The sequence below is a fragment of the Priestia sp. KCTC 13724 genome (assembly GCF_056820425.1).
Genome location: NZ_JBXDLD010000165.1, coordinates 43,918 through 65,813, shown reverse-complemented (window position 1 = coordinate 65,813; position 21,896 = coordinate 43,918). Strand labels below are relative to the sequence as shown.

The following is a 21,896-nucleotide window of genomic DNA, read 5'->3' as shown; positions in this document are numbered from 1 at the left end:
GGAGGTACTCCTTTTTTGATGTCTATAAAGTCTTGCGAGACATAGGGTTCAGATTATGAAATTCATTCATGTAGAGTATAAACAATACGAATTCAGCCCATACTAATATCAAGGTATTCCCCTATCCCCTTTTTTATTGATCTTCTCCCGTGAGAAGGTCTTTTTTTATGAAAAAGGCTGAGACAGAAGTATTTCAGCCAACGATAAGCCTGAACGATTGAGAGTTCACAACTCTTAGTTGTTCAGGCTTTTTGTTGATTGTGAAAAACGAGGGGTGGAATGGAGCGTAGGATACTCGACTCCTGCGGGAAATAGAGGGAAAACTGAGATCCCGCAGCGCAATGGAACGAACGTGTTCAGGCAAACCAAAGAGATGGGAGCGGCTATTGTTTGTCTCTTAGAAGCAGTCAGTTTGTTATATCCCAAACTCTTGCTTATGCATAAATAGACGATAAAGCCGATTTGTCTTCGATTTGAGCGGGGTCTTGAGTAGAGATGTATTCAATCTGATAGCGGTTCAAGTAGTTTTTTTGCAGAATGGCACAGCCAATTTGCTTATCGGTTGTGGTGAACAAAATGATGCGCTTTTCTCCGTTGATGGTTTCGTCTTTTTGTATTTCTTGAATGGACAAGCTTGGCTCTTCTTTTTTTGCATAGGTTTCGATTTTTGCTTGAATGGTAGAATACGAGTCGGTTTCTTTAATTGCTTTTTCGTTTGTATGAATAACGGCAAAGGCTGTGAGCATCCCGGCAAGTAGAAAAGGAATGATCGTTTTTTTCATGGCTGAGTAGCTCCTTTATAGAGGATCTTGGCAATGTGGAATTTTAACAGCATTGTAGCACGAAAAGCCCCCAATAAAGGCCTAGATTTAAAGAAATAGGAAAATAAAACAGATTAATGGATAACAAAGGTAGCGCTCGTGACCTTCATCCCTGTTAAGAAAGCAAGCCTTATCTCATGTGAAATCATGTTTTTAAAGAGGAAAAGTACTGCGAACTACCTATAAACAATAAATAAATGTTTCCGATAACAATAAAAAAGAGTGTTTTTTAAGGGGTGGCTGTGATGGAGGGGACATCAATTTCAGCTAAAACGCTTCATTCAAGTGTGTTAAGCTATGCCAGCGTTCAGCAATCAAAAGAAAAAAATCAGCTAGAAACAGAGTCAAAAGCGCCGAAAAGCAGTAATGAAGTAATCATTGCACAGCTTGAAAAAGCGGTGGAAGAGATTAATCAAAAGCTCGCACCTACGTTTGTTTCGGTACGTTTTCAACTTCATGAAAAGTCTCATACGTATTTCGCTCAGGTTGTAAATGCGGATACGAATGAGGTGATTCGAGAGGTACCTCCCGAAAAGCTTTTAGATATGCATGCCGAGATGGAGCGGCTGACGGGATTAATCTTTGATCAAAAAATGTAATTGGCGGTGAAAGAATGGTTCGTATTGGTGGATTAGCAAGTGGAATGGATATTGACCAAATCGTAAGTGATTTAATGAAAGCGGAGCGTATGCCGCTGGATAAAATAAAGCAAAAAAAGCAAACAACAGAATGGCAGCGTGACCAGTATCGCGAAATGAACCGATTGCTAACGGAATTTCGTGATTCGGCTTTTAACATGACGCTCCAGTCAACATATATGGTGAAAAGCTCATCTTCAGCAGATGAATCGAAAGTAACGGCTACTGCAACAACGTCAGCAGGTAACGCGTCATATACGTTATCAAACGTAACGATGGCGACGGCTGCTAAAAATATTAGCGGGGCAGTTTCAGGAACAACAAAAATTGATCCATCAAAAAGCTTATGGTCTCAGCAAAGTGCGTTTTCAGGTGGGCTAACGTGGCAGACTAAAACGATCAATCAAAGCGCGATTACGGTAGCCAGTGACACGACGAAGGTTTCGTTAGGAAAAGGAGCAATTGAAGCTTCAACCTTACCAGGACAAATTGTTGTAAAAGATAAAGATGGAAATGAAACGTTTTATAGTGTGCGCACAGACAACGTGACAGGGTTAGGGACAGACCAGGTATTTGTCGATCCAGCAACCGGTGAAATGACGTTTGGTACGCAACTCGTAAAAGATAGCACGGTACAAGGGTTTGATTATGAACAAAACTACGTGTCATTTGCCATTACAACCTATGATGAAAATGGAAAAGCGATTGAAGATGATCAAAAGAATGGGAAAATGAACTTCGAGTTTGATGGTACGAAGTCATTAAATGACGTTATTTCTACGATTAACAATTCCAAGGTTGGGATTTCTGCATTTTACGATTCGGGCACAGATAAAATTATGTTCACGCGTAAAGATACCGGGAGTTTAACAGATGCAAGCGGTACGGGTCCACAAATGAAATTGGAAGGTACTTTTTTAACGCAGACGCTAAAGCTCGATCAAACGAATGAACAAAGCGGAACTGACGCAACGTTTGAAATCAACGGCTTACAAACAACGAGAAAGTCCAATACGTTCACAGTCAGCGGCGTGAGCTTTACGCTTCAAGATAACTTTACGGCCCCTGTGCGCGTAAATGTTAGCAACAACACAGATAAAGCGGTTGAATCGATTAAAGATTTTGTGACGAAGTACAATGAACTCATCGCTACACTCAATGGCAAAACTACGGAAGAGCGTTACCGTGATTACAGTCCTTTGACCAATGCTCAGCGTGAAAGCTTAACAGATAAACAAGCGGAGCAGTGGGAAGAAAAAGCAAAGAGCGGATTGTTAAAAAACGATTCAATTCTTTCAAGTGGACTAAATCAAATGCGTTCTAACTGGTATTCAGCTGTTTCAGGCATCACCGGTGAATTCAAGCAGCTAACGGATATTGGAATTACGACTAGTACGAACTATATGGACCGTGGAAAGCTTGTTATTAACGAGACAAAGTTAAAAGAAGCACTTGAGAAAGATCCGCAGTCCGTGATGGATTTATTTTCAAAAAATGGCGAAACGACAAGTGAAAAAGGGATTGTCCGCAGACTTCGTGAATCCGTTGCGGATACGGTATCTAAAATTGAGCAGCGTGCAGGCCGCTCAACGTGGACGAATACGCAGTTTGTGCTCGGTCGTAATTTACGTGACATGGATGATCAAATTAGTCGATTTGAAAGTCGTCTTGTGCAGGTAGAAGACCGCTATTGGCGCCAATTTACAGCAATGGAAAAAGCTATTCAAAACTCAAACGCACAAAGCATGCAGCTATCGCAATATTTCGCTTAAACATAGCAATACAATGAAGAAAGAGTACGAGAAGGAGTGAAGGAAATGGCATCAAATCCTTATCAAGCGTATCAGCAAGGGGCAGTTCAAACCGCTTCACCTGGTGAACTTACGCTGATGCTTTACAACGGATGCATTAAATTTATTAAAATGGCCCGTATTGGGTTTGAACAACACAATATTGAAGCGAAAAACGAAAACTTACTTAAAGCACAAAAGATTATTCAAGAGCTAATGGTTACTTTAGATACAAGCGCTGCTGTTGGAAAAGAAATGATGGCGATGTATGACTATATGAATCAGCGCTTAATTGAAGCCAATGTTCAAAATCGCGTAGAACTCCTCGACGAAGTAGAGGGATATGCCGTTGAGTTTCGCGATACGTGGAAGCAGGTTATTCAAATGAATCGTAAGCAAACCCATGGTTCAGGTGGACAAGCGTGACGCCTCTCGACTCCGTATATGAACTGACGGCTGAGCTCTATGGCCTTGTCCAAAAGCCGCTTCTTGCAGAAGAACGTGAGAATATGATTGCGAAAGTGGAAGGCTTGCTTCAAGAGCGCAGTCAGTATATTGACGAGCTTGTTCAGTCGAAAGAAAGCAAGAATGATTCGAGAGGGAACATCATCGTTAGCATGAATGCCATCATTGATTCAACATTGTTAAAATGGAAAAGAAGTGTTGAAGAGGACCTTCAAAAAACAAAGGCCAAAAAACAGCATGTTAATCGTTATGTTAACCCGTATGGAAATGAAACATTCGATGGGAGTTTTTACGATAAGCGAAACTGAATAGAAGACGTAAAAATTCGAAAAAAAAAGACTTCTCTTTAGAAGAAGGTCTTTTTTTTAGTTCTAACATACACTTTCTTAAATTTGAAAATTTATTCGCTGAATTTTCAAAAAAAAATATAGGTTTAGGAAGGGAAAGTGTCGGGTATTGTAGAAATATAGAGGTATAGCAATGATTAAAGGAGGAGTTCGAATATGATGTACAACATTCGTGGCGAAAACATTGAGGTAACTCCAGCAATCAGGGAATATGTAGAGAAAAAGCTCAGCAAGTTAGAGCGCTATTTCGATGGTACACCTAATGCTGATGTAAATGTAAACTTAAAAGTATACAACAACGACCAAAAAATAGAAGTTACAATTCCAATGACTGATCTTGTATTACGTGCTGAAGAGACGCATACAGATTTATATGCCGCAGTCGACCTTGTCCTTGATAAACTTGAGCGCCAAATTCGCAAGCATAAAACGAAAGTGAACCGTAAAATGCGTGAAAAAGGTGCTGAAAAATACCTATTCGCTGCGTTAGAAGGTGACCCAAGCGTTGCCGTTGCAGCTGAAACGGATGAAGAAGAGCTAGAGCTTGTCCGTACAAAACGATTTAACTTAAAACCAATGGATAGTGAAGAAGCAATTTTACAGATGAATATGCTTGGTCATAGCTTCTTTGTCTTCACAAATGCCGACACAAATACAACCAATGTCGTTTATCGTCGAAAAGATGGGCGATATGGCCTGATTGAGCCAAACTAAATACAGTAACTTCTAAGGCAGCGAGCTTTACTCGCTGTCTTTTTTAATGATGTCTAGTTTACGTTGCTTATCCTGTTCGTTCTAGGCAGTATTTATCAAATCATCAGTTGAGTAATAATGGGTATAAGTTGCTACTTGTCTAGCCCCGATGTTACAATTTTATTCAGAATGTTTTATAATAAGGAAATAACAAGTACAAGATGTATTGATTATAAATAGAGGAGCGTTTAATATGCTTGGATTATTTAAAAAAGTGTTTGACGGAAATCAACGCCAAATCGGTCGTTTAGAACGAATGGCTGAACAGATTGATGCGTTGGGTCCTGATATGGCATCGCTGACAGATGATCAGCTTCGTGAGAAAACAGTAGACTTTAAAGAACGTTATCAAAATGGTGAATCTGTAGACGATATGCTGACAGAAGCTTTTGCAGTTGTACGTGAAGCGGCAAAGCGTGTGTTAGGCATGTATCCTTATAAAGTGCAGCTAATGGGTGGTATCTCCTTACATGAGGGGAATATCTCTGAGATGAAAACAGGGGAAGGTAAAACGTTAACTGCAACTATGCCTGTTTATTTAAATGCCATTACTGGAAAAGGCGTGCACGTTGTAACGGTCAATGAATATTTAGCAAGCCGTGATGCAACTGAAATGGGGCGTCTTTATGAGTTTTTAGGCTTAACGGTTGGCTTGAATTTAAACAGCTTAACAAAGGATGAAAAGCAGGAAGCGTACGCTGCTGACATTACGTATACAACAAATAACGAACTAGGATTCGATTATTTACGTGATAACATGGTGCTTTATAAAGAACAAATGGTACAACGTCCCCTTCATTTTGCTGTAATCGATGAAGTTGACTCCATTTTGATTGACGAAGCGCGTACACCGTTGATTATCTCTGGAACTGCTCAAAAGTCAACGGCTCTTTATATTCAAGCTAATGCATTCGTTCGCACGCTTGATAAAGAAACGGACTATACGTTTGATGTGAAGACCAAAAGTGTTCAGTTAACTGAGGACGGAATGTCTAAGGCTGAAAAAGCGTTTGGTATTGAAAACCTGTTCGATATCTCGCATGTAGCCTTAAACCACCATATTAACCAAGCGTTAAAAGCACACGTAACGATGCAAAATGACGTTGACTATGTGGTAGAAGACGGGAAAGTCGTAATCGTCGATCAGTTTACAGGTCGTTTAATGAAAGGGCGTCGCTTTAGCGATGGGCTTCACCAAGCAATTGAAGCAAAAGAAAATGTCGACATTCAAAACGAAAGCATGACGCTTGCAACAATCACGTTTCAAAACTACTTCCGTATGTATGAAAAGCTAGCGGGTATGACGGGGACAGCGAAAACGGAAGAAGAAGAATTCCGAAACATCTATAACATGCAGGTAGTTGTAATTCCAACGAATAAAGACATTGCTCGTGATGACAAAGCAGACTTAATTTATAAAACGATGGAAGGCAAGTTCAAAGCCGTTGTCGAAGATATCGCTGAGCGCCATGCGAATGGACAGCCTGTGCTTGTTGGTACAGTAGCGATTGAAACGTCTGAACTATTGTCTTCATTATTAAAGAAAAAAGGTATCAAGCACCACGTTTTAAATGCAAAGCAGCATGAGCGTGAAGCTGATATTATCGAAAACGCTGGTCAAAAAGGCGCGGTGACAATCGCAACAAACATGGCTGGACGTGGAACAGATATTAAGTTAGGCGAAGGTGTTATTGAAGCAGGCGGTTTAGCCGTAATCGGTACAGAACGTCATGAATCACGCCGTATCGATAACCAGCTGCGTGGTCGTGCTGGTCGTCAAGGAGACCCGGGGGTTTCTCAATTTTATCTTTCAATGGAAGATGAGCTGATGCGTCGCTTTGGCTCTGATAACATGATGTCCATGATGGATCGCCTTGGTATGGACGATTCACAGCCAATTCAAAGTAAAATCGTGACAAGAGCCGTTGAATCTGCGCAAAAACGAGTAGAAGGTAACAACTTCGATGCGCGTAAACAATTGCTTCAATATGATGATGTATTACGTCAGCAGCGTGAAGTAATCTACAAGCAGCGCTTTGAAGTGTTGGATTCAGAAAATCTGCGTGATATTGTAGAGCGCATGATCCAATCAACGGTTGAAAGAGTTGTCGCTACGTACACGCCAAGCGATGAGTTAGAAGAAGATTGGAATTTACAAGGTATTGTTGATTATGTAAATGCTAATATTCTAGATGAAGGGCAAATCACGGAAGAAATGTTGCGCCGTAAAGAGCCTGAAGAAATTGTAGAAATGCTTGTTGATTATGCAAAAGCGCGCTACAACGAAAAAGAAGACCAGCTTGAACCAGAACAAATGCGTGAGTTTGAAAAAGTTGTTGTTCTTCGCGCGGTTGATTCAAAATGGATGGACCATATCGATGCGATGGATCAGCTACGTCAAGGTATTCACCTTCGTGCATACGGTCAAACAGACCCACTTCGCGAGTATCAAATGGAAGGCTTTGCGATGTTTGAAAACATGATTGCCACAATTGAAGAAGAAGTGACGAAGTATATGATGAAAGCAGAGATTAACAACAACCTTGAACGTCAAGAAGTAGCGAAAGGACAAGCTGCTGTGCATCCAAAAGAAGGGGATGCACCTGCGAAAAAAAAGCCAAAAGTCAACGCAGTTGATGTAGGTCGTAACGATACATGCATTTGCGGAAGCGGTAAGAAGTATAAAAACTGCTGCGGAAAAGAAGCATAAAAGTAAGGAAGCATTATTGGTTTAGCGACAAACTGTGTTACAATCACATACAGATAGCAACCGTCAGGAAGGAAATGGGCAGCCCCCATTTCCTTCCTGTGTGTCAAAAATAAGATAGAGGTGTTTGAACAATGGATTTAGTAGAAATTAAGCAAGAGTTAGAGAAAACAGCTAAGCGATTAGCGGACTTTAGGGGGTCTCTTTGACCTCGATAACAAGCAAGCTCGTATCGATGAGCTAGATGAAAGAATGGCTGATCCAAGCTTTTGGGATGATCAGCAAGCAGCACAAACAGTTATCAATGAAGCAAATGGCTTAAAGGATGCTGTAAATCAGTTTAATCACTTAGATGAAACGTATGAAAATTTACAAGTATCGTATGAGCTTGTAAAAGAAGAATACGATGAAGATTTAGCTACCGAGCTAGTTGACGAATTAAAACAGTTAACGTCAGGTATGAATGAATTTGAGCTACAGCTCTTATTAAGTGAGCCTTACGATAAGAACAACGCCATTCTAGAGCTTCACCCGGGTGCAGGCGGAACGGAATCTCAAGACTGGGGCTCAATGCTACTGCGTATGTACACGCGCTGGGCAGAGAAAAAAGGCTTTAAGGTTGAGACGTTAGACTATCTTCCTGGAGACGAAGCTGGAATTAAGAGCGTTACGTTACTAATTAAAGGTCATAATGCATATGGCTATTTAAAAGCAGAAAAGGGCGTACACCGTCTTGTACGTATTTCGCCGTTTGATTCATCTGGTCGTCGTCATACATCGTTCGTATCATGTGACGTCATGCCTGAGTTTAACGATGAAATCAATATTGATATTCGTACAGAGGATTTAAAAGTAGATACGTACCGTGCAAGTGGTGCGGGTGGTCAGCATATTAATACGACCGATTCAGCTGTTCGTATTACCCATCTACCAACTAACGTAGTTGTTTCTTGTCAAACAGAGCGTTCACAGATCAAAAACCGTGAGCAAGCGATGAAAATGTTAAAATCGAAGCTTTATCAGCTAGAGATTGAAAAGCAGCAAGAACAGCTAGCCGAAATTCGCGGTGAGCAAAAGGATATCGGTTGGGGAAGTCAGATTCGTTCTTATGTATTCCACCCATATTCTCTTGTAAAAGACCACCGTACAAATACTGAAATCGGAAATACACAAAGCGTAATGGACGGAGACATTGATTTATTTATTGATGCCTACTTACGTTCACATATTTAAGAGTGATAGCTACCCCTGGATTTTCGCGCAAGCGTGGAACCAGGGTTTTTTTCTGACAGCATGAGTTGCTTAAAAGTTACATACGCTATGGTAAAAGTCGTTAACTGAGGTGACTATCATGAAAAGATTGAAACGAGACGTATTTTCTGTATCCGACCGACTGCTGCAAATTGTTTATGTCATGGTTGGAGCAAGTATCGTCGCGATAGCCTTTAATATATTCCTACTTCCTAACCGTATTGCATCTGGTGGTGTAAGCGGTATCAGCACAATTTTAAATGCATTATTTAATTGGTCTCCAGCCTATGTTCAGTGGGCTTTTAACGTACCGCTTTTTCTTTTAGGGGCGTTGCTACTTGGTTGGCAATTTGGAGCTAAAACCTTAATTGGTACGGTTTTTTTACCGTTTGTTGTCTTATTAACAAGCGATATTGAGCCAGCTACAACTGATCCGCTTCTTGGAGCGTTGTTTGGTGGAATTGGTGTGGGTGTTGGGTTAGGTCTGGTGTTTCGAGGACACGCATCCACTGGAGGCACGGATTTAGCTGCGCAAATTATTCATAAGTATACATCGTTATCGCTCGGTATTTGTGTAGCTTTAATTGATGGGCTCATTGTGATTGCGGCTGCTTTCGTATTTGATCTAGAACGAGGGCTATATGCGCTAATCGGCCTTTATGTCACAAGTAAAACCATTGACCTTGTCCAAGTAGGCGTCGGGCGCTCAAAAATGGTGCTCATCATTACCAATAAAGAAAAAGAAGTGCGCCATGAAATTTTACATACAATTGACCGGGGGGTGACGCGTTTGTCAGCCTACGGGGGGTATACGGATGAAGAGCGACCAATTTTAATGGTTGTAGTTGAACAAACAGAATTCACAAAATTGAAACAAACGGTTAAAGCAATTGACCCATCTGCATTTGTCATTGTTGCAGACGCTTCAGAGGTACTAGGAGAGGGTTTTAAACGTTCGTAAGTAGGTTATAATAGAGTGAAAAACTTCACAAAATGGTTAATTTTATTATGGAATGAGGAGGAATAGCCATGAAGAAATTAGCATTAGCAATCATTGCAGGAGCATCTTTTACATTGGCAGCGTGCGGTGGAGGGAATGAGTCTTCTGAAACAGCTTCTGAAGCAAGTGGGGAAGAGCTTTACCAACAAAACTGTTCGGGCTGTCATGGCCAAAACCTTGAAGGTGCAAGAGGACCAAACCTTGAGAAGACTGGTGCGAAATATTCACAAGAAGAAATTGAAGACATTATCAATAATGGAAAAGGAAGCATGCCAAAAGGCTTGGTGAGCGAAGAGGAAGCGAGCAAAATTGCCGAGTGGTTAGCCGAAAAGAAATGATGCAAAACGAGGAGCAAAAAAGCTTCTCGTTTTATTTTTTTACAAAATATAGACGAGGATAGTCCTGCTGTTTTTCTAAATTTCTTTGAGAGCAGACTCCTTTTTAGGGGGATATAGGAAGGTGTATGAATCCGACTAATGTCATATTTGAAATAAAAATGTAATATTTTTAGGGCTTAAATTCTCGAAAAGTGATGTTATAATGAGAAAGCAACTGAAATGAGTCGTTTTTTTTTTATTTTTTTGTAATTCTTTGTCGAAAGACGGGGAATGAAAATAACACACTTGATTAGGTGATAACTGATGATTGAAATGCAAAATGTTTATAAAACGTATCCGAACGGTGTGAAAGCAATCAATGGGATTAGCATCAAGATTAATCAAGGTGAGTTTGCTTATATCGTAGGACCAAGCGGAGCGGGTAAATCTACATTTATTAAAATGATGTATCGCGAGGAGAAACCTTCTACGGGCGATATCATTGTCAATGGCTCAAACGTAGCCAAAATTAAAAGTCACAAGGTACCAATTTTCCGTCGTAATATTGGGGTAGTCTTCCAAGACTTTAAGCTTCTACCAAAGCTAACGGTATATGAAAATGTGGCGTTTGCTTTAGAAGTGATTGAGCAGCACCCAGAGGAAATTAAAAAGCGCGTAATGGAAGTGCTTGATCTTGTAAAGCTGAAAAATAAAATGCGAGCGTTCCCCGATGAACTATCTGGTGGAGAGCAGCAGCGTGTATCAATCGCGCGTTCTATTGTAAATAAACCAAAAGTGGTCATTGCAGATGAGCCGACAGGGAACCTAGACCCTGAAACTTCTTGGGAGATCATGGACATTTTTGAAGAAATTAATAAAAGTGGCACAACGATTTTAATGGCAACTCACAATCGTGAAATTGTAAATGCAATTCGTAAACGAGTAATTGCTATTGAAAATGGAAAAGTTGTGCGTGACGAAGTAAGAGGTGATTACGGATATGAAGGCTAGAACATTCGGTCGCCACTTACGAGAAGGAGCAAAAAGTCTTAGTCGAAACGGGTGGATGACTTTTGCATCAGCTAGTGCGGTAACAGTTACCCTACTACTAGTTGGTGTCTTTTTAACGCTTATGCTTAACCTAAATCACGTAGCCAAGTTAATTGAAAACGACGTTGAAATTCGAGTACACGTCGATCCAGCAGCTACAGATGAAGAGCAGTCGGCTATTGAAGAGAAGTTAAAAGCAATTAGCCGTGTTGATACGGTGTCATTTTCTTCTAAAGACAAAGAGCTCAAGAGCTTAATTGATAGTATGGGTGAAGAAGGGAAAGCATTTGAGCCTTTTGAACAGCAAAACCCATTAAATGACGTATTTATTGTCAAAACAAAAACACCAAACGATGTAGCTAAGGTTGCTACAGAAGTTGAAAAATACTCGAATGTTACAAATGTGCAATACGGACAAGGTGAAGTTGAAAAACTGTTTAACGTCCTAGAAGTTGCCCGTAACATTGGAATTGCTTTAATTATCGGTTTGCTTTTCACAGCAATGTTCTTAATTTCTAATACAATTAAGATTACCATCGTTGCTCGTCGTGAAGAAATTGAGATTATGAGATTAGTAGGAGCAACAAACCTATTTATTCGCTGGCCATTCTTCATTGAAGGCTTGCTGCTTGGATTATTAGGTTCAGTTGTACCAATCGGTGTCTTAATTGGTGTATACACGTTTGTATTCAACCAATCTGAGCCAAAATTCAACGGATATTTTGAGCTTTTACCAACGTTCCCATTCACGCTTCAAATTGCGCTATTACTTGCTGTAGTCGGTGGATTTATCGGCGTTTGGGGAAGTATGCTATCAGTTCGAAAATTCTTAAAAAAATAAGTTATATTATTCAGTACCACGACAAATCTAGCCTAAACGTTAGATTTGTCTTCTTACATATAAAGATGATAAGTACATAAAAAAACACGTACAAATGAGGAGAACAGACAAATGAAACGCAAAGTATTAACGGTTACAGCAGCGGCTTTTGTCGGGCTAAGCGGTGTATGGTTAAGTTCGGGGAATATCGCTTATGCAAACGGAGACATTGATAAAAAGATTAGCGATTTAAATGAAAAAAGTTCAAATGTAAACAAAAACATTAATGAAGGTAAAGAAGAAATTAAATCTTTACAAGAGCAACAGAAAAAAACAGAAGCCGAAATGAAGCGTTTAGATGAGAAGATCGGTGAGACAAACGAGAAAATTCGAAATCGTGAGTCTGAAATATCAGAAACAAAGAAAGAAATTGAAAAATTAAAAAAAGATATTGAAGAAGTAAAAGAACGTATTGAAAAGCGAAATGAACTGTTAAAAGATCGAGCTGTAGCGTTACAGGAAAGCGGTGGCTCAGTGGATTACATGCAAGTTCTACTAGGCTCACAAAGCTTTGGTGACTTTATCAGCCGTGTTAGTGCAGTATCTACAATTGTAGAAGCAGACCGTGAGTTATTAATTCAACATGAGCAAGACAAAAAAGAACTTCAAACAAAAGAAACAGCTGTTCAAACAAAACTAGAGTCACTTGAAAAAGCGCTAAAAGACCTTGAAACATTGTCAGCAGATCTTGAGAAGCAAGTCGATGAAAAAGATAAATTAATTGCTACGTTACAATCGCAAGAGCAATCAGTAAACGATGAAATTGTTGGCTTAGAAGAAGAAGCGGCTCTACTAGCAGATCAAAAGAAAGCAGCAGAAGGTGAAAAGGCAGCTTGGGAACAAGAGCAGCGTGAAAAAGCGAAAGCTGCAGCGGAGGCAAAGGCAAGAGCTGAAGCAGAAGCGAAGGCAAGCCAGTCACAGCCAGCAGCAAAATCGGCACCAAGCGCAGCGCCAGCTCAAAAAGCAGAAGCTGCACCAGCACCAGCTGTAACAAGCGGTTCATTCATGCGTCCAGCTAACGGACCAGTCACATCTCGATATGGTTACCGTGAAAAATTTGGTCGCATGCATTACGGAATTGATATTGGAAAACGTGGTAGTAGTGTACCAATTGTATCCGTAGCGGATGGCACAGTTATTCGAGCGTATTACTCATCATCATTCGGGAATGTTGTATTTGTACGCCATAACGTCAATGGCCAAACTTGGGTATCTGTTTATGCTCACTTAGAAAGTTATAATGTGTCTAGCGGTCAGTCAATCGGAAAAGGTCAACAGCTAGGCTACATGGGTAATACTGGTCGTTCATTCGGTGCACACTTGCACTTTGAACTTCACAAAGGAGACTGGCAAGGAAGCAGCTCTGCTGTAAACCCTGAAAATTATATTAACTTCTAATTTTGTGCATATGTTGTACAAGCCTATCATAAAATCTTAACAAAAAGGCATCACACTTGATTTGTGTGGTGCCTTTTGCTACAAATAACACATGCATCCTTTTTATTACATAGTTTCAAGGCTATCTATTATAATAAAAAGAGATGGGTCAGGGTTGAGGAGGATGAAAGAGCTTGAATCGGAAAATAGTGGCATTATTGATGGTGCTCTCTCTTGTAGTTGGAGCAGTAGGTACTTATTTTGGATTACAATATGCAAGCGCTGGAAGCGTTGGTTTATCAAGTCTCTCGTCAGCTACAGGGACAAATAATGTAGATGTAAATGGTGAATTTGACAAGATTAAGCAAGCCTATGACCTTATATCATCCCAATATTATAAGGATGTAGACGAAAAAAAATTACTAGAAGGTGCTATTCAAGGAATGGTACAGACGCTTGATGATCCCCATTCGTCCTATATGAATAAGGAAACAGCAAAGCAGTTTGAACAATCACTTGACTCATCCTTTGAAGGAATTGGTGCAGAAGTTAGCATGGTAGATGGTAAAGTCACAATCGTAGCACCATTTAAAGAATCACCAGCTGAGAAAGCTGGTTTAAAGCCCAACGATCAAATTTTAAAAATTGATGGTAAAAGCATTGAAGGATTAGAGCTTTATGATGCTGTGTTAAAAATTCGTGGTGAAAAAGGATCAACAGTTAAATTAGATATTCAGCGTCCCGGTGTAAAAGACATGATGAAAGTTGATGTGGTACGTGATGAAATTCCAATTGAAACTGTTTATTCATCTGTGAAGAAAGTAAATGACAAATCAATTGGCTACATGGAGATTACGTCATTTTCTGAATCTACCCAAGATGAATTTAAAAAGCAGCTAAAGGAACTTGAAAAGAAAAATATTGAAGGACTTGTCCTTGATGTGCGTGGAAATCCAGGTGGTTATCTCCAAAGCGTGGAGAAAATGTTAGAAGAACTTGTAACAGGTGACAAGCCGTATGTACAAATTGAAGAGCGTGACGGTGATCGTCAAACGGTTAAGTCTTCTTTAAAAGAACCAAAAGATTATCCAATTGTAGGACTGATCGATGGTGGTAGTGCATCTGCTTCAGAAATCTTAGCTGGTGCATTAAAAGAAGCTGGCGGATATGACATCGTTGGTGAAAAATCATATGGTAAAGGAACAGTTCAGCAAGCAGTGCCAATGGAAGACGGCAGTAACTTAAAGCTGACGTTCTACAAATGGTTAACGCCAGATGGCAATTGGATTAATGAAAAAGGAGTTAAGCCAACTGTTGAAGTAAAACAGCCTGACTATTACTACACAAATCCAATTCAAGTTACTAAAACATTAAAATTTAATATGACAGATGATCAAATCAAAAATGCACAGCAAATGTTAAAGGGATTAGGGTTTGAACCTGGCCGTACCGATGGATATTTCGGTAAAGAAACAGAAACGGCTGTAAAAGCGTTTCAAAAAACAAATGATCAAAAAGTGACGGGAGAAATTGATGAAGATACAGCGGCATTACTTCAGACAAAGCTGCTCGAAAAAATCAAGTCAAAAGAAGATGACCGTCAATTAGAAACAGCTCTAAAGCTTGCGAGCGAATAATGAATGAACAGAAAAACCCCCTCTCTGTAGGCTTGCAGAGAGGGGGTTTTTGTAGAAATAGTGAGCATGTTTATTCTCTTTTTCTGTTACAATAAGTGAACAAGTTGGTTTTTCATCCATATTAATAAAGGAGGAGCTCACTAATATGGAAGAACAAAAAGAATTACAGCCAAAGGTAGAGAAGAGCTTTGAACTAATCGGTAAAAAATGGACAGGATTAATCATTTATGTACTGATGAGTGGTCCAAAGCGCTTTAGCGAGCTCAATGAGGCGATTCCGGCTTTAAGCAGAAGGTTACTAACTGAGCGAGTTAAAGAGTTAGAAGAGCATGGTATTGTGCTACGCACTGTTATACCGGAGCGTCCGATTCGCACAGAATATACGCTGACTCAAAAAGGAAAAGAATTAGGGCAAATTTTAGGTCCGATTACGCAATGGGCAGAAAGTTGGATCAAAGACTAACAAGCACAGAAGCAGAAGACTAGCTACAGAAAGGAATGTCAAAGATGGCAAACGTTCTTTATGTTACTGCACATCCACTAAGTGAAGATGAATCATTAAGCATGGCGGTAGGTAAGCAATTTATTGAAACCTATCAAGAAACAAATCGAAATGATGAAGTCGTTCATTTAGACTTATATACGGCTGACATACCATTTCTAGATAAAGATGTGTTTAACGGTTGGAAGAAGCTGCGTGAAACAGGTTCTTTAGAAGAGTTATCATCAGATGAACGAATGAAAGTAGGACGCCTAGCAGAACTAGGTGCACAATTTTTACTAGCAGATAAATACGTGTTTGTTACACCGATGTGGAATTTTTCGGTACCTGCCATTATGAAGGCTTATATTGACGCAATTGCTGTATCAGGCAAGACGTTTACATATACAAAAGAAGGCGCTGAAGGTTTGTTAAAAGGAAAGAAAGCACTTCATATTCAAGCGCGAGGTGATGTTTATTCAGAAGGACCAGAAGTGAACCGTGAAATGGGACATCGCTATTTGGAAGTAATGATGGACTTTTTTGGGATTGAATCCTTTAAAAGCATTATTATTGAAGGTCAGGTAAAGTTTCCAACTAAAGCACAAGAAATTAAAGAAAAAGCAATGAATCAAGCGTTGACTATTGCTACAACTTTTTAAAAAGACTTTTACCAGTCTTTTTTTTTTTATGTTTAAAAGGCATACTAACAAACAGGGTAATCATTTAAATGAGAATAAAATAGTTGACTAAAAAGATTACCTAAGTTACTATTAGTAACATAGTTATTAAAAAGTGAAAGAAAGGTGCGAATTCAACATGGCAAAAGTATTGTATATTACAGCACATCCGCATGACCATCAAACTTCATTTAGTATGGCTGCAGGAAAAGCATTTATTGACACATATAAAGAAGAAAATCCAAACGATGAGGTTGTACACATTGACCTTTATAAAGAGGATATCCCACAATTAGATGCAGATATCTTTGGTGGATGGGGTAAATTAGGAGCAGGTGAAGCATTTGATAAGCTATCAGCTGACCAGCAGCGTAAAATTGCTCGTTTAAATGAACTGAGCGATCAATTTGCAAATGCTGATAAATATGTATTTGTAAATCCAATGTGGAACTTCTCATTCCCACCTGTTATGAAAGCATACTTAGATTCTGTTGCTGTAGCAGGAAAAGCATTCCGCTATACAGAGCAAGGAGCAGTTGGGTTATTAACAGATAAAAAAGCATTTCATATCCAAGCAAACGGCGGTATTTATTCAGAAGGTCCAGCAGCAGATGTGGAGATGGGACATCGCTACATTGGTATTATGATGAACTTCTTTGGAGTTCCATCATTTGAAGGATTATTTGTAGAAGGTCATAATGCAATGCCTGCAAAAGCAGAAGAGATTAAAGCAAGCGGCATTGAAAAAGCGAAAGAAGCAGCGCGTAAATTTTAATAAAGAAGTAAGAAAAAGAGACTGAGACATAAGTAGTTCAGCCTCTACTACACCTGAACGATTGAGAGTTTCTCACTTTTAATCGTTCAGGTTTTTTGTTGATTGTGAAAACAATGTTGGAAACAGGGTGGAATGGAGCGTAGGACACTCGACTCCTGCGGGAAAGAGAGGGAAAACTGAGATCCCAAAGCGCAGCGAGGAAGCTCAGGTTCCTCCCTGCGGAAAGCGAGTGGCCGTAGCGCAATGGAACGAACGTGTTGAGACAAACTAAAGAGATGGGAACAGCTAGTGTTCGTCTTTTAGAAGCAATCATTTTGTTATGTCCCAAACTCTTTTTTTTTTTTTTTTGGTAAATAGAATTGAACACATATGTGTATAACGGACAGTTAACATACAAATATGAATGATTTGTTCCTTTTCTCATAGTACTTGGAGGACTGTTTTTTAGAAAAAAACAACATTGGCGGTTGTTATCATACTTTGTTAAAATGAAATTACTGGTTATACATACAAATCTGCGGTGATAAATAAAAAATAAGAAGTTGAGGGAGTAGTAGGCGGTGGAAAGATGGAAATTGTAATAGAAATCCTAAAAGGAGCGGGAAAGCTTTTTATACATCCGCTCACCTATTTATTTTTACTGGTTTCATTCTTTGTTGGTCTGGCACGCGTTAAGCGTGAACGAAAAAACTTTCATGTTCGGGTATTTGATTTTATCTTAGAAGCGAAGTATTTATTTTTTCCAGGCATTATTATTGGCGTTATCCTTTCAATTTGCACTGTTTTAGTAGGGACATACGTAACGATTGGAACACTTGTGTTTGTTGCTTTGATTACTTTTCTTTTGAGTGGGCCGTGGACATTTCGGTGGTTATCGCCCGCTTATGTATTGGGCGTAACCATTTTTGCTACGCTAGTTATTCCAAATGTGGGAATTGGAGATGGGATTGTTCATACATGGTCACTTGAATTAAAGGATGCAAATTTACCATCGTTAACGTTTTTGTTAGCGCTACTAGTAGCAGCAGAAGGATATTTGATTTGGAAGTTTGGCGTAAAAGGAACCTCTCCTGCTATCATTAAGAGCAAAAGAGGCCAAGAGATTGGTGCTCACTTTTCTCAAAAGCTTTGGGTTGTTCCTGTGTTTTTATTAGTTCCTGGTGATGCAATTACATCTACCTTCAGCTGGTGGCCAGTGCTTACAGTAGGTCAAACGTCATTTAGCTTATTTTTTGTTCCATTTGCTATAGGTTTTAGCCAGCGCATTCAAAGTATGTTGCCAAGCGCATCGATTTCATTTACTGGAAAAAGAGTGTTGTTTTTAGGTGTTGGTTTGGTCTTAGTGGCGCTTGTGACATTAGTTGTTCCGCTATTTTCATTTGTTGTGGCGGCTCTCGCCATTGTGGTTAGACAGTGGATTAGTACGAAGCAACGTCTAGCAGATGAGAATGCTGCACCATTTTTCACAAAAAAATCAGAAGGTGTTATCATATTGGGTATTATTCCAGGATCGCCCGCTGAAAAAATGGGCTTACAGGTTGGAGAGTTAATTACGAAAGTAAACGGTGTTCCTGTATCAGAAGTTGCTAAATTTTATGCAGCGCTTCAGGTTAATAATCGTGCTTTCTGTAAATTAGAGGTGCTTGATTATTCTGGCGAGGTTCGCTTTGCTCAGCGCGCTTTGTATGATAATGAACATCACGAGCTAGGTATTTTATTCGTTCATAACTACAAGCAGCTAACATCGGAAGCTGTTTAAGTGACAAAGAGGCTGGGACATAAGTAATTCAGCCAATGATAAACCTGAACGATTGAGAGTTTCTCACTTTTAATCGTTCAGGTTTTTTGGTTGATTGTGAAAACAATGTTGGAAACAGGGTGGAATGGAGCGTAGGACACTCGACTCCTGCGGGAAAGAGAGGGAAAACGGAGATCCCGCAGCGCAGCGAGGAAGCTCAGGTTCCTCCCCGCGGAAAGCGAGTGACCGTAGCGCAATGGAACGAACGTGTTCAGACAAACCAAAAAGATTGGAACAGCTATTGTTCGTCTCTTAGAAGCAATCATTTTGTTATATCCCAAACTCGTTTTTTTGTAAAAAAAGTATGGCAGATGTCTTAACAATTTTCTAGTATATTCCTATTGTGTTAGATATAATCAAGTTACGAATTGAACAAAAGTGTATATTTTATAAAAAATAAACAAATTTGTTCAAAAAATATATAGAAAGCGTTTACAAAATTGTAGAAAGGAGAGTATACTGAACATATAGTAAGTTAAGAATCTTTTTAAATCTTAATGTAATGAAGGAGGCTTGGTATTGATGGAGGTTTTAATGAGAACGATGTTTCAATCGTTAGGCAAAAATCACTCAATGAATAAATTAGCAAAAAGGTATGGTCTACGAATGGGTGCGGCAAGATTTGTGGCAGGTGATTCAATTGAATCTGCTATTAACACTTGTAGAGAGCTGAACGCTGCAGGTAAGGTTGCAACGTTAGATCACCTTGGAGAATTTGTGTATACCAAAGAGGAAGCGGCTGAATCTACCGATATGTGTGTGCAAACATTACATGCGATTGCTCATTCAAATGTTAATTCGAATTTATCATTGAAGATGACATCTCTTGGTTTAGATATTAGCAAAGAGCTCTGCATGGATAATATGCGCAGAATTCTTGAGGTTGCCAAAATGCATGGGATTTTTGTTCGAATTGATATGGAAGATTATGCTCATTGTCAGCAGTCACTAGATATATATAAAGAGCTGCGAAAAGACTATGATAACGTTGGAATTGTGATTCAAGCATATCTATATCGTACGCAGCAAGACATTAAAGACCTAAATCAATATCAAGCAAACTTACGCTTAGTAAAAGGGGCATATAAAGAGTCACCTGAAGTAGCATTTCCAGCAAAAAAAGATGTGGATGAAAACCTTAAAGAAATTATTAAAATGCATTTAGAAAACGGCAACTACACAGCCGTGGCAAGCCATGATGAGGCAATGATTGACTATACGAAAGAGTTGGTTAAAAAACTGAATATTCCAAAGGATCAATTTGAATTTCAGATGCTGTACGGTATTTGTGTTGATTTACAAGATAAGCTTATTAAAGAAGGTTACAAGGTGCGCGTATACGTACCGTACGGTGTAGATTGGTTTGGGTACTTTATGCGCCGTTTAGCTGAGCGCCCGGCGAATGTATGGTTTGTATTAAAGAATTTTGTAAAATAATTTCACATAAAGGGGTAGATGAATATGACAATTACAACAAAACCATCTGTATTTAAAAATGAACCTTTCACTGATTTTACAGTTGAAGCAAATAAAGTAGCGATGGAAAAAGCGTTAGAAAAAGTAAAGGGTAAGCTAGGGGGAACCTACCCAATTTCAATTGGTAGCGAAACAATTGATACAGGAGATTATATTGTGTCAATCAATCCTGGAAGTAAAGATGACGTCATTGGGCGCGTGAGCAAAGGAACAACGGCTTTAGCGGAGCAAGCAATGCAACAAGCGTTAACAACGTTTGAAATGTGGAAGAACGTTTCACCGGCTGAGCGTGCGGACTATTTATTTAAAGCAGCGGATTTGATGCGTCAACGTAAGCATGAATTCTCTGCGATGCTCGTTTATGAAGTAGGGAAAAATTGGGCTGAGGCAGATGCAGATACAGCAGAAGCAATTGATTTTATGGAGTTTTATGCAAGAGAAATGCTTCGCCTTAGCGAGACGCACATTAATCAGCCATTAACGCCTGTAGATGGTGAAAAGACGCGAATGGCGTATATTCCACTTGGAGTAGGGGTGATCATCTCACCATTTAATTTCCCACTCGCAATTATGGCAGGAACGACCGTAGCGGCAATTGTATCGGGGAACACAGTTATTTTAAAACCAGCTGATTCAGCTCCGGTTATTGCGGCTAAATTTGTGGAGCTCATGAAAGAAGTAGGCTTACCGGAAGGAGTCTTAAACTTTGTGCCAGGAGACGGTATTGAAGTAGGCGAATACTTGGTTGAGCACCCAAAAACACGCTTTGTTTCCTTCACGGGTTCACGTGAAGTTGGTTGTCGTATTTACGAAAGGGCGTCTAAAGTACAGTCTGGACAGATTTGGTTAAAGCGTGTTATTGCTGAAATGGGCGGTAAAGATGGAATTGTAGTAGATGAAACAGCTGATTTAGATGCAGCTGCTGATGGAATTGTGGCAGCAGCATTCGGCTTCCAAGGACAAAAGTGTTCAGCAGGTTCTCGTGCAATTATCGTGGAATCTGTTTATGATGAAGTGGTAGAAAAGGTCGTAGAACGTACGAAAAAGCTTAGCATTGGACTGCCGGAAGAAAATCATGCAGTGGGTCCAGTAATTGATCAAAAAGCATACAATAAAATCTTGTCGTATATTGAGACTGGAAAAGGTGAAGGAACGCTTCTAACAGGCGGTGGTCCGGCTGAAGGGAATGGCTTCTATATCGAACCAACTGTATTTGGAGATGTGAGTCCGCAGGCCCGCATCATGAAAGAAGAAATCTTTGGGCCTGTTCTTGCGATGGCAAAAGCAGCTGACTGGAAAGAAGCAATTGAGATTTATAACGATACAGATTACGGGTTAACGGGCGGATTCTTCTCTCGCGATGAGAATCGTATTTCGACTGCTCTAAATGAAATGCACTGCGGAAACTTGTACATTAACAAAAAATGTACGGGTGCGTTGGTAGGAGTACATCCTTTTGGTGGTTTCAATATGTCAGGAACGGACTCTAAAGCGGGTGGCTATGACTATCTACTTCTATTTACACAAGGGAAAATGACAGCTAGAAAGATTTAAATGGATTTAATCAGAGGGGCACTGTGCCCTTTCTGATTATTTTTTTATCATAAAATTTTTGGTTACTTCTGAATTAAAATCTAGTATATTATTTCTATG

23 protein-coding genes are annotated in these 21,896 nt (G+C 39.6%); 22 read left to right on the top strand and 1 reads right to left on the bottom strand.

What is annotated here, in order from left to right; all coding sequences use genetic code 11:
* Positions 1 to 274: 274 nt before the first annotated feature.
* Positions 275 to 448: a hypothetical protein gene (locus tag AC1UFB_RS18355; protein ID WP_482589681.1), complete on the top strand. Its 174-nt coding sequence runs from the start codon at positions 275 to 277 to the stop codon at positions 446 to 448.
* Here AC1UFB_RS18355 and AC1UFB_RS18350 read toward each other — a convergent pair.
* Positions 435 to 782 carry a hypothetical protein gene (locus AC1UFB_RS18350; protein WP_100346609.1) on the bottom strand — a complete coding sequence of 116 codons (348 nt, stop codon included), beginning with the start codon at positions 780 to 782 and terminating at the stop codon, positions 435 to 437. The two genes, AC1UFB_RS18355 and AC1UFB_RS18350, sit on opposite strands and share 14 nt — an antisense overlap.
* 284 nt (positions 783 to 1,066) lie before the next feature.
* Here AC1UFB_RS18350 and AC1UFB_RS18345 point away from each other — a divergent pair, with 284 nt between their 5' ends.
* The 21 genes from AC1UFB_RS18345 (at position 1,067) to pruA (ending at position 21,797) form a co-directional block, all read left to right on the top strand.
* Positions 1,067 to 1,420 carry a flagellar protein FlaG gene (locus tag AC1UFB_RS18345; protein WP_061786094.1) on the top strand — a complete coding sequence of 118 codons (354 nt, stop codon included), beginning with the start codon at positions 1,067 to 1,069 and terminating at the stop codon, positions 1,418 to 1,420.
* A gap of 14 nt (positions 1,421 to 1,434) precedes the next feature.
* Positions 1,435 to 3,231, top strand: coding sequence for a flagellar hook-associated protein 2 (locus AC1UFB_RS18340; protein ID WP_482589679.1), 1,797 nt, complete (start codon positions 1,435 to 1,437; stop codon positions 3,229 to 3,231).
* Between the two features lie 45 nt (positions 3,232 to 3,276).
* On the top strand, positions 3,277 to 3,675 hold the full coding sequence (gene fliS / locus AC1UFB_RS18335; RefSeq protein WP_100346611.1) for a flagellar export chaperone FliS: 399 nt from the start codon (positions 3,277 to 3,279) through the stop codon (positions 3,673 to 3,675).
* The gene (fliT, locus tag AC1UFB_RS18330) at positions 3,672 to 4,022 is read left to right on the top strand and encodes a flagellar protein FliT (RefSeq protein WP_482589677.1); all 351 of its coding nucleotides are present in this window, start codon (positions 3,672 to 3,674) and stop codon (positions 4,020 to 4,022) included. Before fliS ends, fliT begins: the two co-directional genes overlap by 4 nt.
* A gap of 195 nt (positions 4,023 to 4,217) precedes the next feature.
* Positions 4,218 to 4,775, top strand: a complete 558-nt coding sequence (gene hpf, locus AC1UFB_RS18325) for a ribosome hibernation-promoting factor, HPF/YfiA family (protein WP_025907028.1) — start codon at positions 4,218 to 4,220, stop codon at positions 4,773 to 4,775.
* A gap of 232 nt (positions 4,776 to 5,007) precedes the next feature.
* Entirely contained in the window at positions 5,008 to 7,524 is a 2,517-nt protein-coding gene (gene secA / locus AC1UFB_RS18320) for a preprotein translocase subunit SecA (protein ID WP_025907027.1), read from the top strand.
* Positions 7,525 to 7,655: 131 nt separating this feature from the next.
* Positions 7,656 to 8,754, top strand: a protein-coding gene (gene prfB / locus AC1UFB_RS18315) for a peptide chain release factor 2 (protein WP_138116421.1) whose coding sequence is annotated in 2 segments (ribosomal slippage) — positions 7,656 to 7,718 and positions 7,720 to 8,754 — 1,098 coding nt in all. Because the reading frame shifts where the segments join, the coding sequence is not laid out codon by codon here.
* 181 nt (positions 8,755 to 8,935) lie between these two features.
* Positions 8,936 to 9,733, top strand: coding sequence for a YitT family protein (locus AC1UFB_RS18310; protein WP_412760521.1), 798 nt, complete (start codon positions 8,936 to 8,938; stop codon positions 9,731 to 9,733).
* A gap of 68 nt (positions 9,734 to 9,801) precedes the next feature.
* A complete protein-coding gene (cccB, locus tag AC1UFB_RS18305) occupies positions 9,802 to 10,110 on the top strand; it encodes a cytochrome c551 (protein ID WP_482589674.1) in 309 nt (102 codons plus the stop codon).
* Between the two features lie 303 nt (positions 10,111 to 10,413).
* Positions 10,414 to 11,100: a cell division ATP-binding protein FtsE gene (ftsE, locus tag AC1UFB_RS18300; protein ID WP_061786090.1), complete on the top strand. Its 687-nt coding sequence runs from the start codon at positions 10,414 to 10,416 to the stop codon at positions 11,098 to 11,100.
* Complete coding sequence (gene ftsX, locus AC1UFB_RS18295) at positions 11,090 to 11,980, top strand: permease-like cell division protein FtsX (RefSeq protein ID WP_061786089.1); 891 nt, start codon at positions 11,090 to 11,092, stop codon at positions 11,978 to 11,980. Before ftsE ends, ftsX begins: the two co-directional genes overlap by 11 nt.
* A 111-nt stretch (positions 11,981 to 12,091) precedes the next feature.
* Positions 12,092 to 13,417 carry a murein hydrolase activator EnvC family protein gene (locus AC1UFB_RS18290; RefSeq protein WP_025907020.1) on the top strand — a complete coding sequence of 442 codons (1,326 nt, stop codon included), beginning with the start codon at positions 12,092 to 12,094 and terminating at the stop codon, positions 13,415 to 13,417.
* A 173-nt stretch (positions 13,418 to 13,590) separates the two neighbouring features.
* The gene (locus tag AC1UFB_RS18285) at positions 13,591 to 15,033 is read left to right on the top strand and encodes a S41 family peptidase (RefSeq protein WP_482589671.1); all 1,443 of its coding nucleotides are present in this window, start codon (positions 13,591 to 13,593) and stop codon (positions 15,031 to 15,033) included.
* A 145-nt stretch (positions 15,034 to 15,178) separates the two neighbouring features.
* Positions 15,179 to 15,496, top strand: a complete 318-nt coding sequence (locus AC1UFB_RS18280) for a winged helix-turn-helix transcriptional regulator (protein WP_025907017.1) — start codon at positions 15,179 to 15,181, stop codon at positions 15,494 to 15,496.
* A 44-nt stretch (positions 15,497 to 15,540) separates the two neighbouring features.
* The gene (locus AC1UFB_RS18275) at positions 15,541 to 16,176 is read left to right on the top strand and encodes an FMN-dependent NADH-azoreductase (RefSeq protein ID WP_100346616.1); all 636 of its coding nucleotides are present in this window, start codon (positions 15,541 to 15,543) and stop codon (positions 16,174 to 16,176) included.
* 157 nt (positions 16,177 to 16,333) lie between these two features.
* Positions 16,334 to 16,969 (top strand): FMN-dependent NADH-azoreductase, encoded by a 636-nt coding sequence (locus tag AC1UFB_RS18270; protein WP_061786086.1) that lies wholly within the window; start codon positions 16,334 to 16,336, stop codon positions 16,967 to 16,969.
* A 127-nt stretch (positions 16,970 to 17,096) separates the two neighbouring features.
* A complete protein-coding gene (locus AC1UFB_RS18265; RefSeq protein ID WP_326046382.1) occupies positions 17,097 to 17,240 on the top strand; it encodes a hypothetical protein in 144 nt (47 codons plus the stop codon).
* Positions 17,241 to 17,537: 297 nt separating this feature from the next.
* Complete coding sequence (locus AC1UFB_RS18260) at positions 17,538 to 18,728, top strand: PDZ domain-containing protein (RefSeq protein WP_482589668.1); 1,191 nt, start codon at positions 17,538 to 17,540, stop codon at positions 18,726 to 18,728.
* A gap of 119 nt (positions 18,729 to 18,847) precedes the next feature.
* Positions 18,848 to 19,087: a hypothetical protein gene (locus tag AC1UFB_RS18255; protein ID WP_482589666.1), complete on the top strand. Its 240-nt coding sequence runs from the start codon at positions 18,848 to 18,850 to the stop codon at positions 19,085 to 19,087.
* A 202-nt stretch (positions 19,088 to 19,289) separates the two neighbouring features.
* The gene (locus AC1UFB_RS18250; RefSeq protein WP_100346618.1) at positions 19,290 to 20,204 is read left to right on the top strand and encodes a proline dehydrogenase family protein; all 915 of its coding nucleotides are present in this window, start codon (positions 19,290 to 19,292) and stop codon (positions 20,202 to 20,204) included.
* Positions 20,205 to 20,228: 24 nt separating this feature from the next.
* The gene (gene pruA, locus AC1UFB_RS18245; RefSeq protein WP_076512312.1) at positions 20,229 to 21,797 is read left to right on the top strand and encodes an L-glutamate gamma-semialdehyde dehydrogenase; all 1,569 of its coding nucleotides are present in this window, start codon (positions 20,229 to 20,231) and stop codon (positions 21,795 to 21,797) included.
* Positions 21,798 to 21,896: the final 99 nt, after the last annotated feature.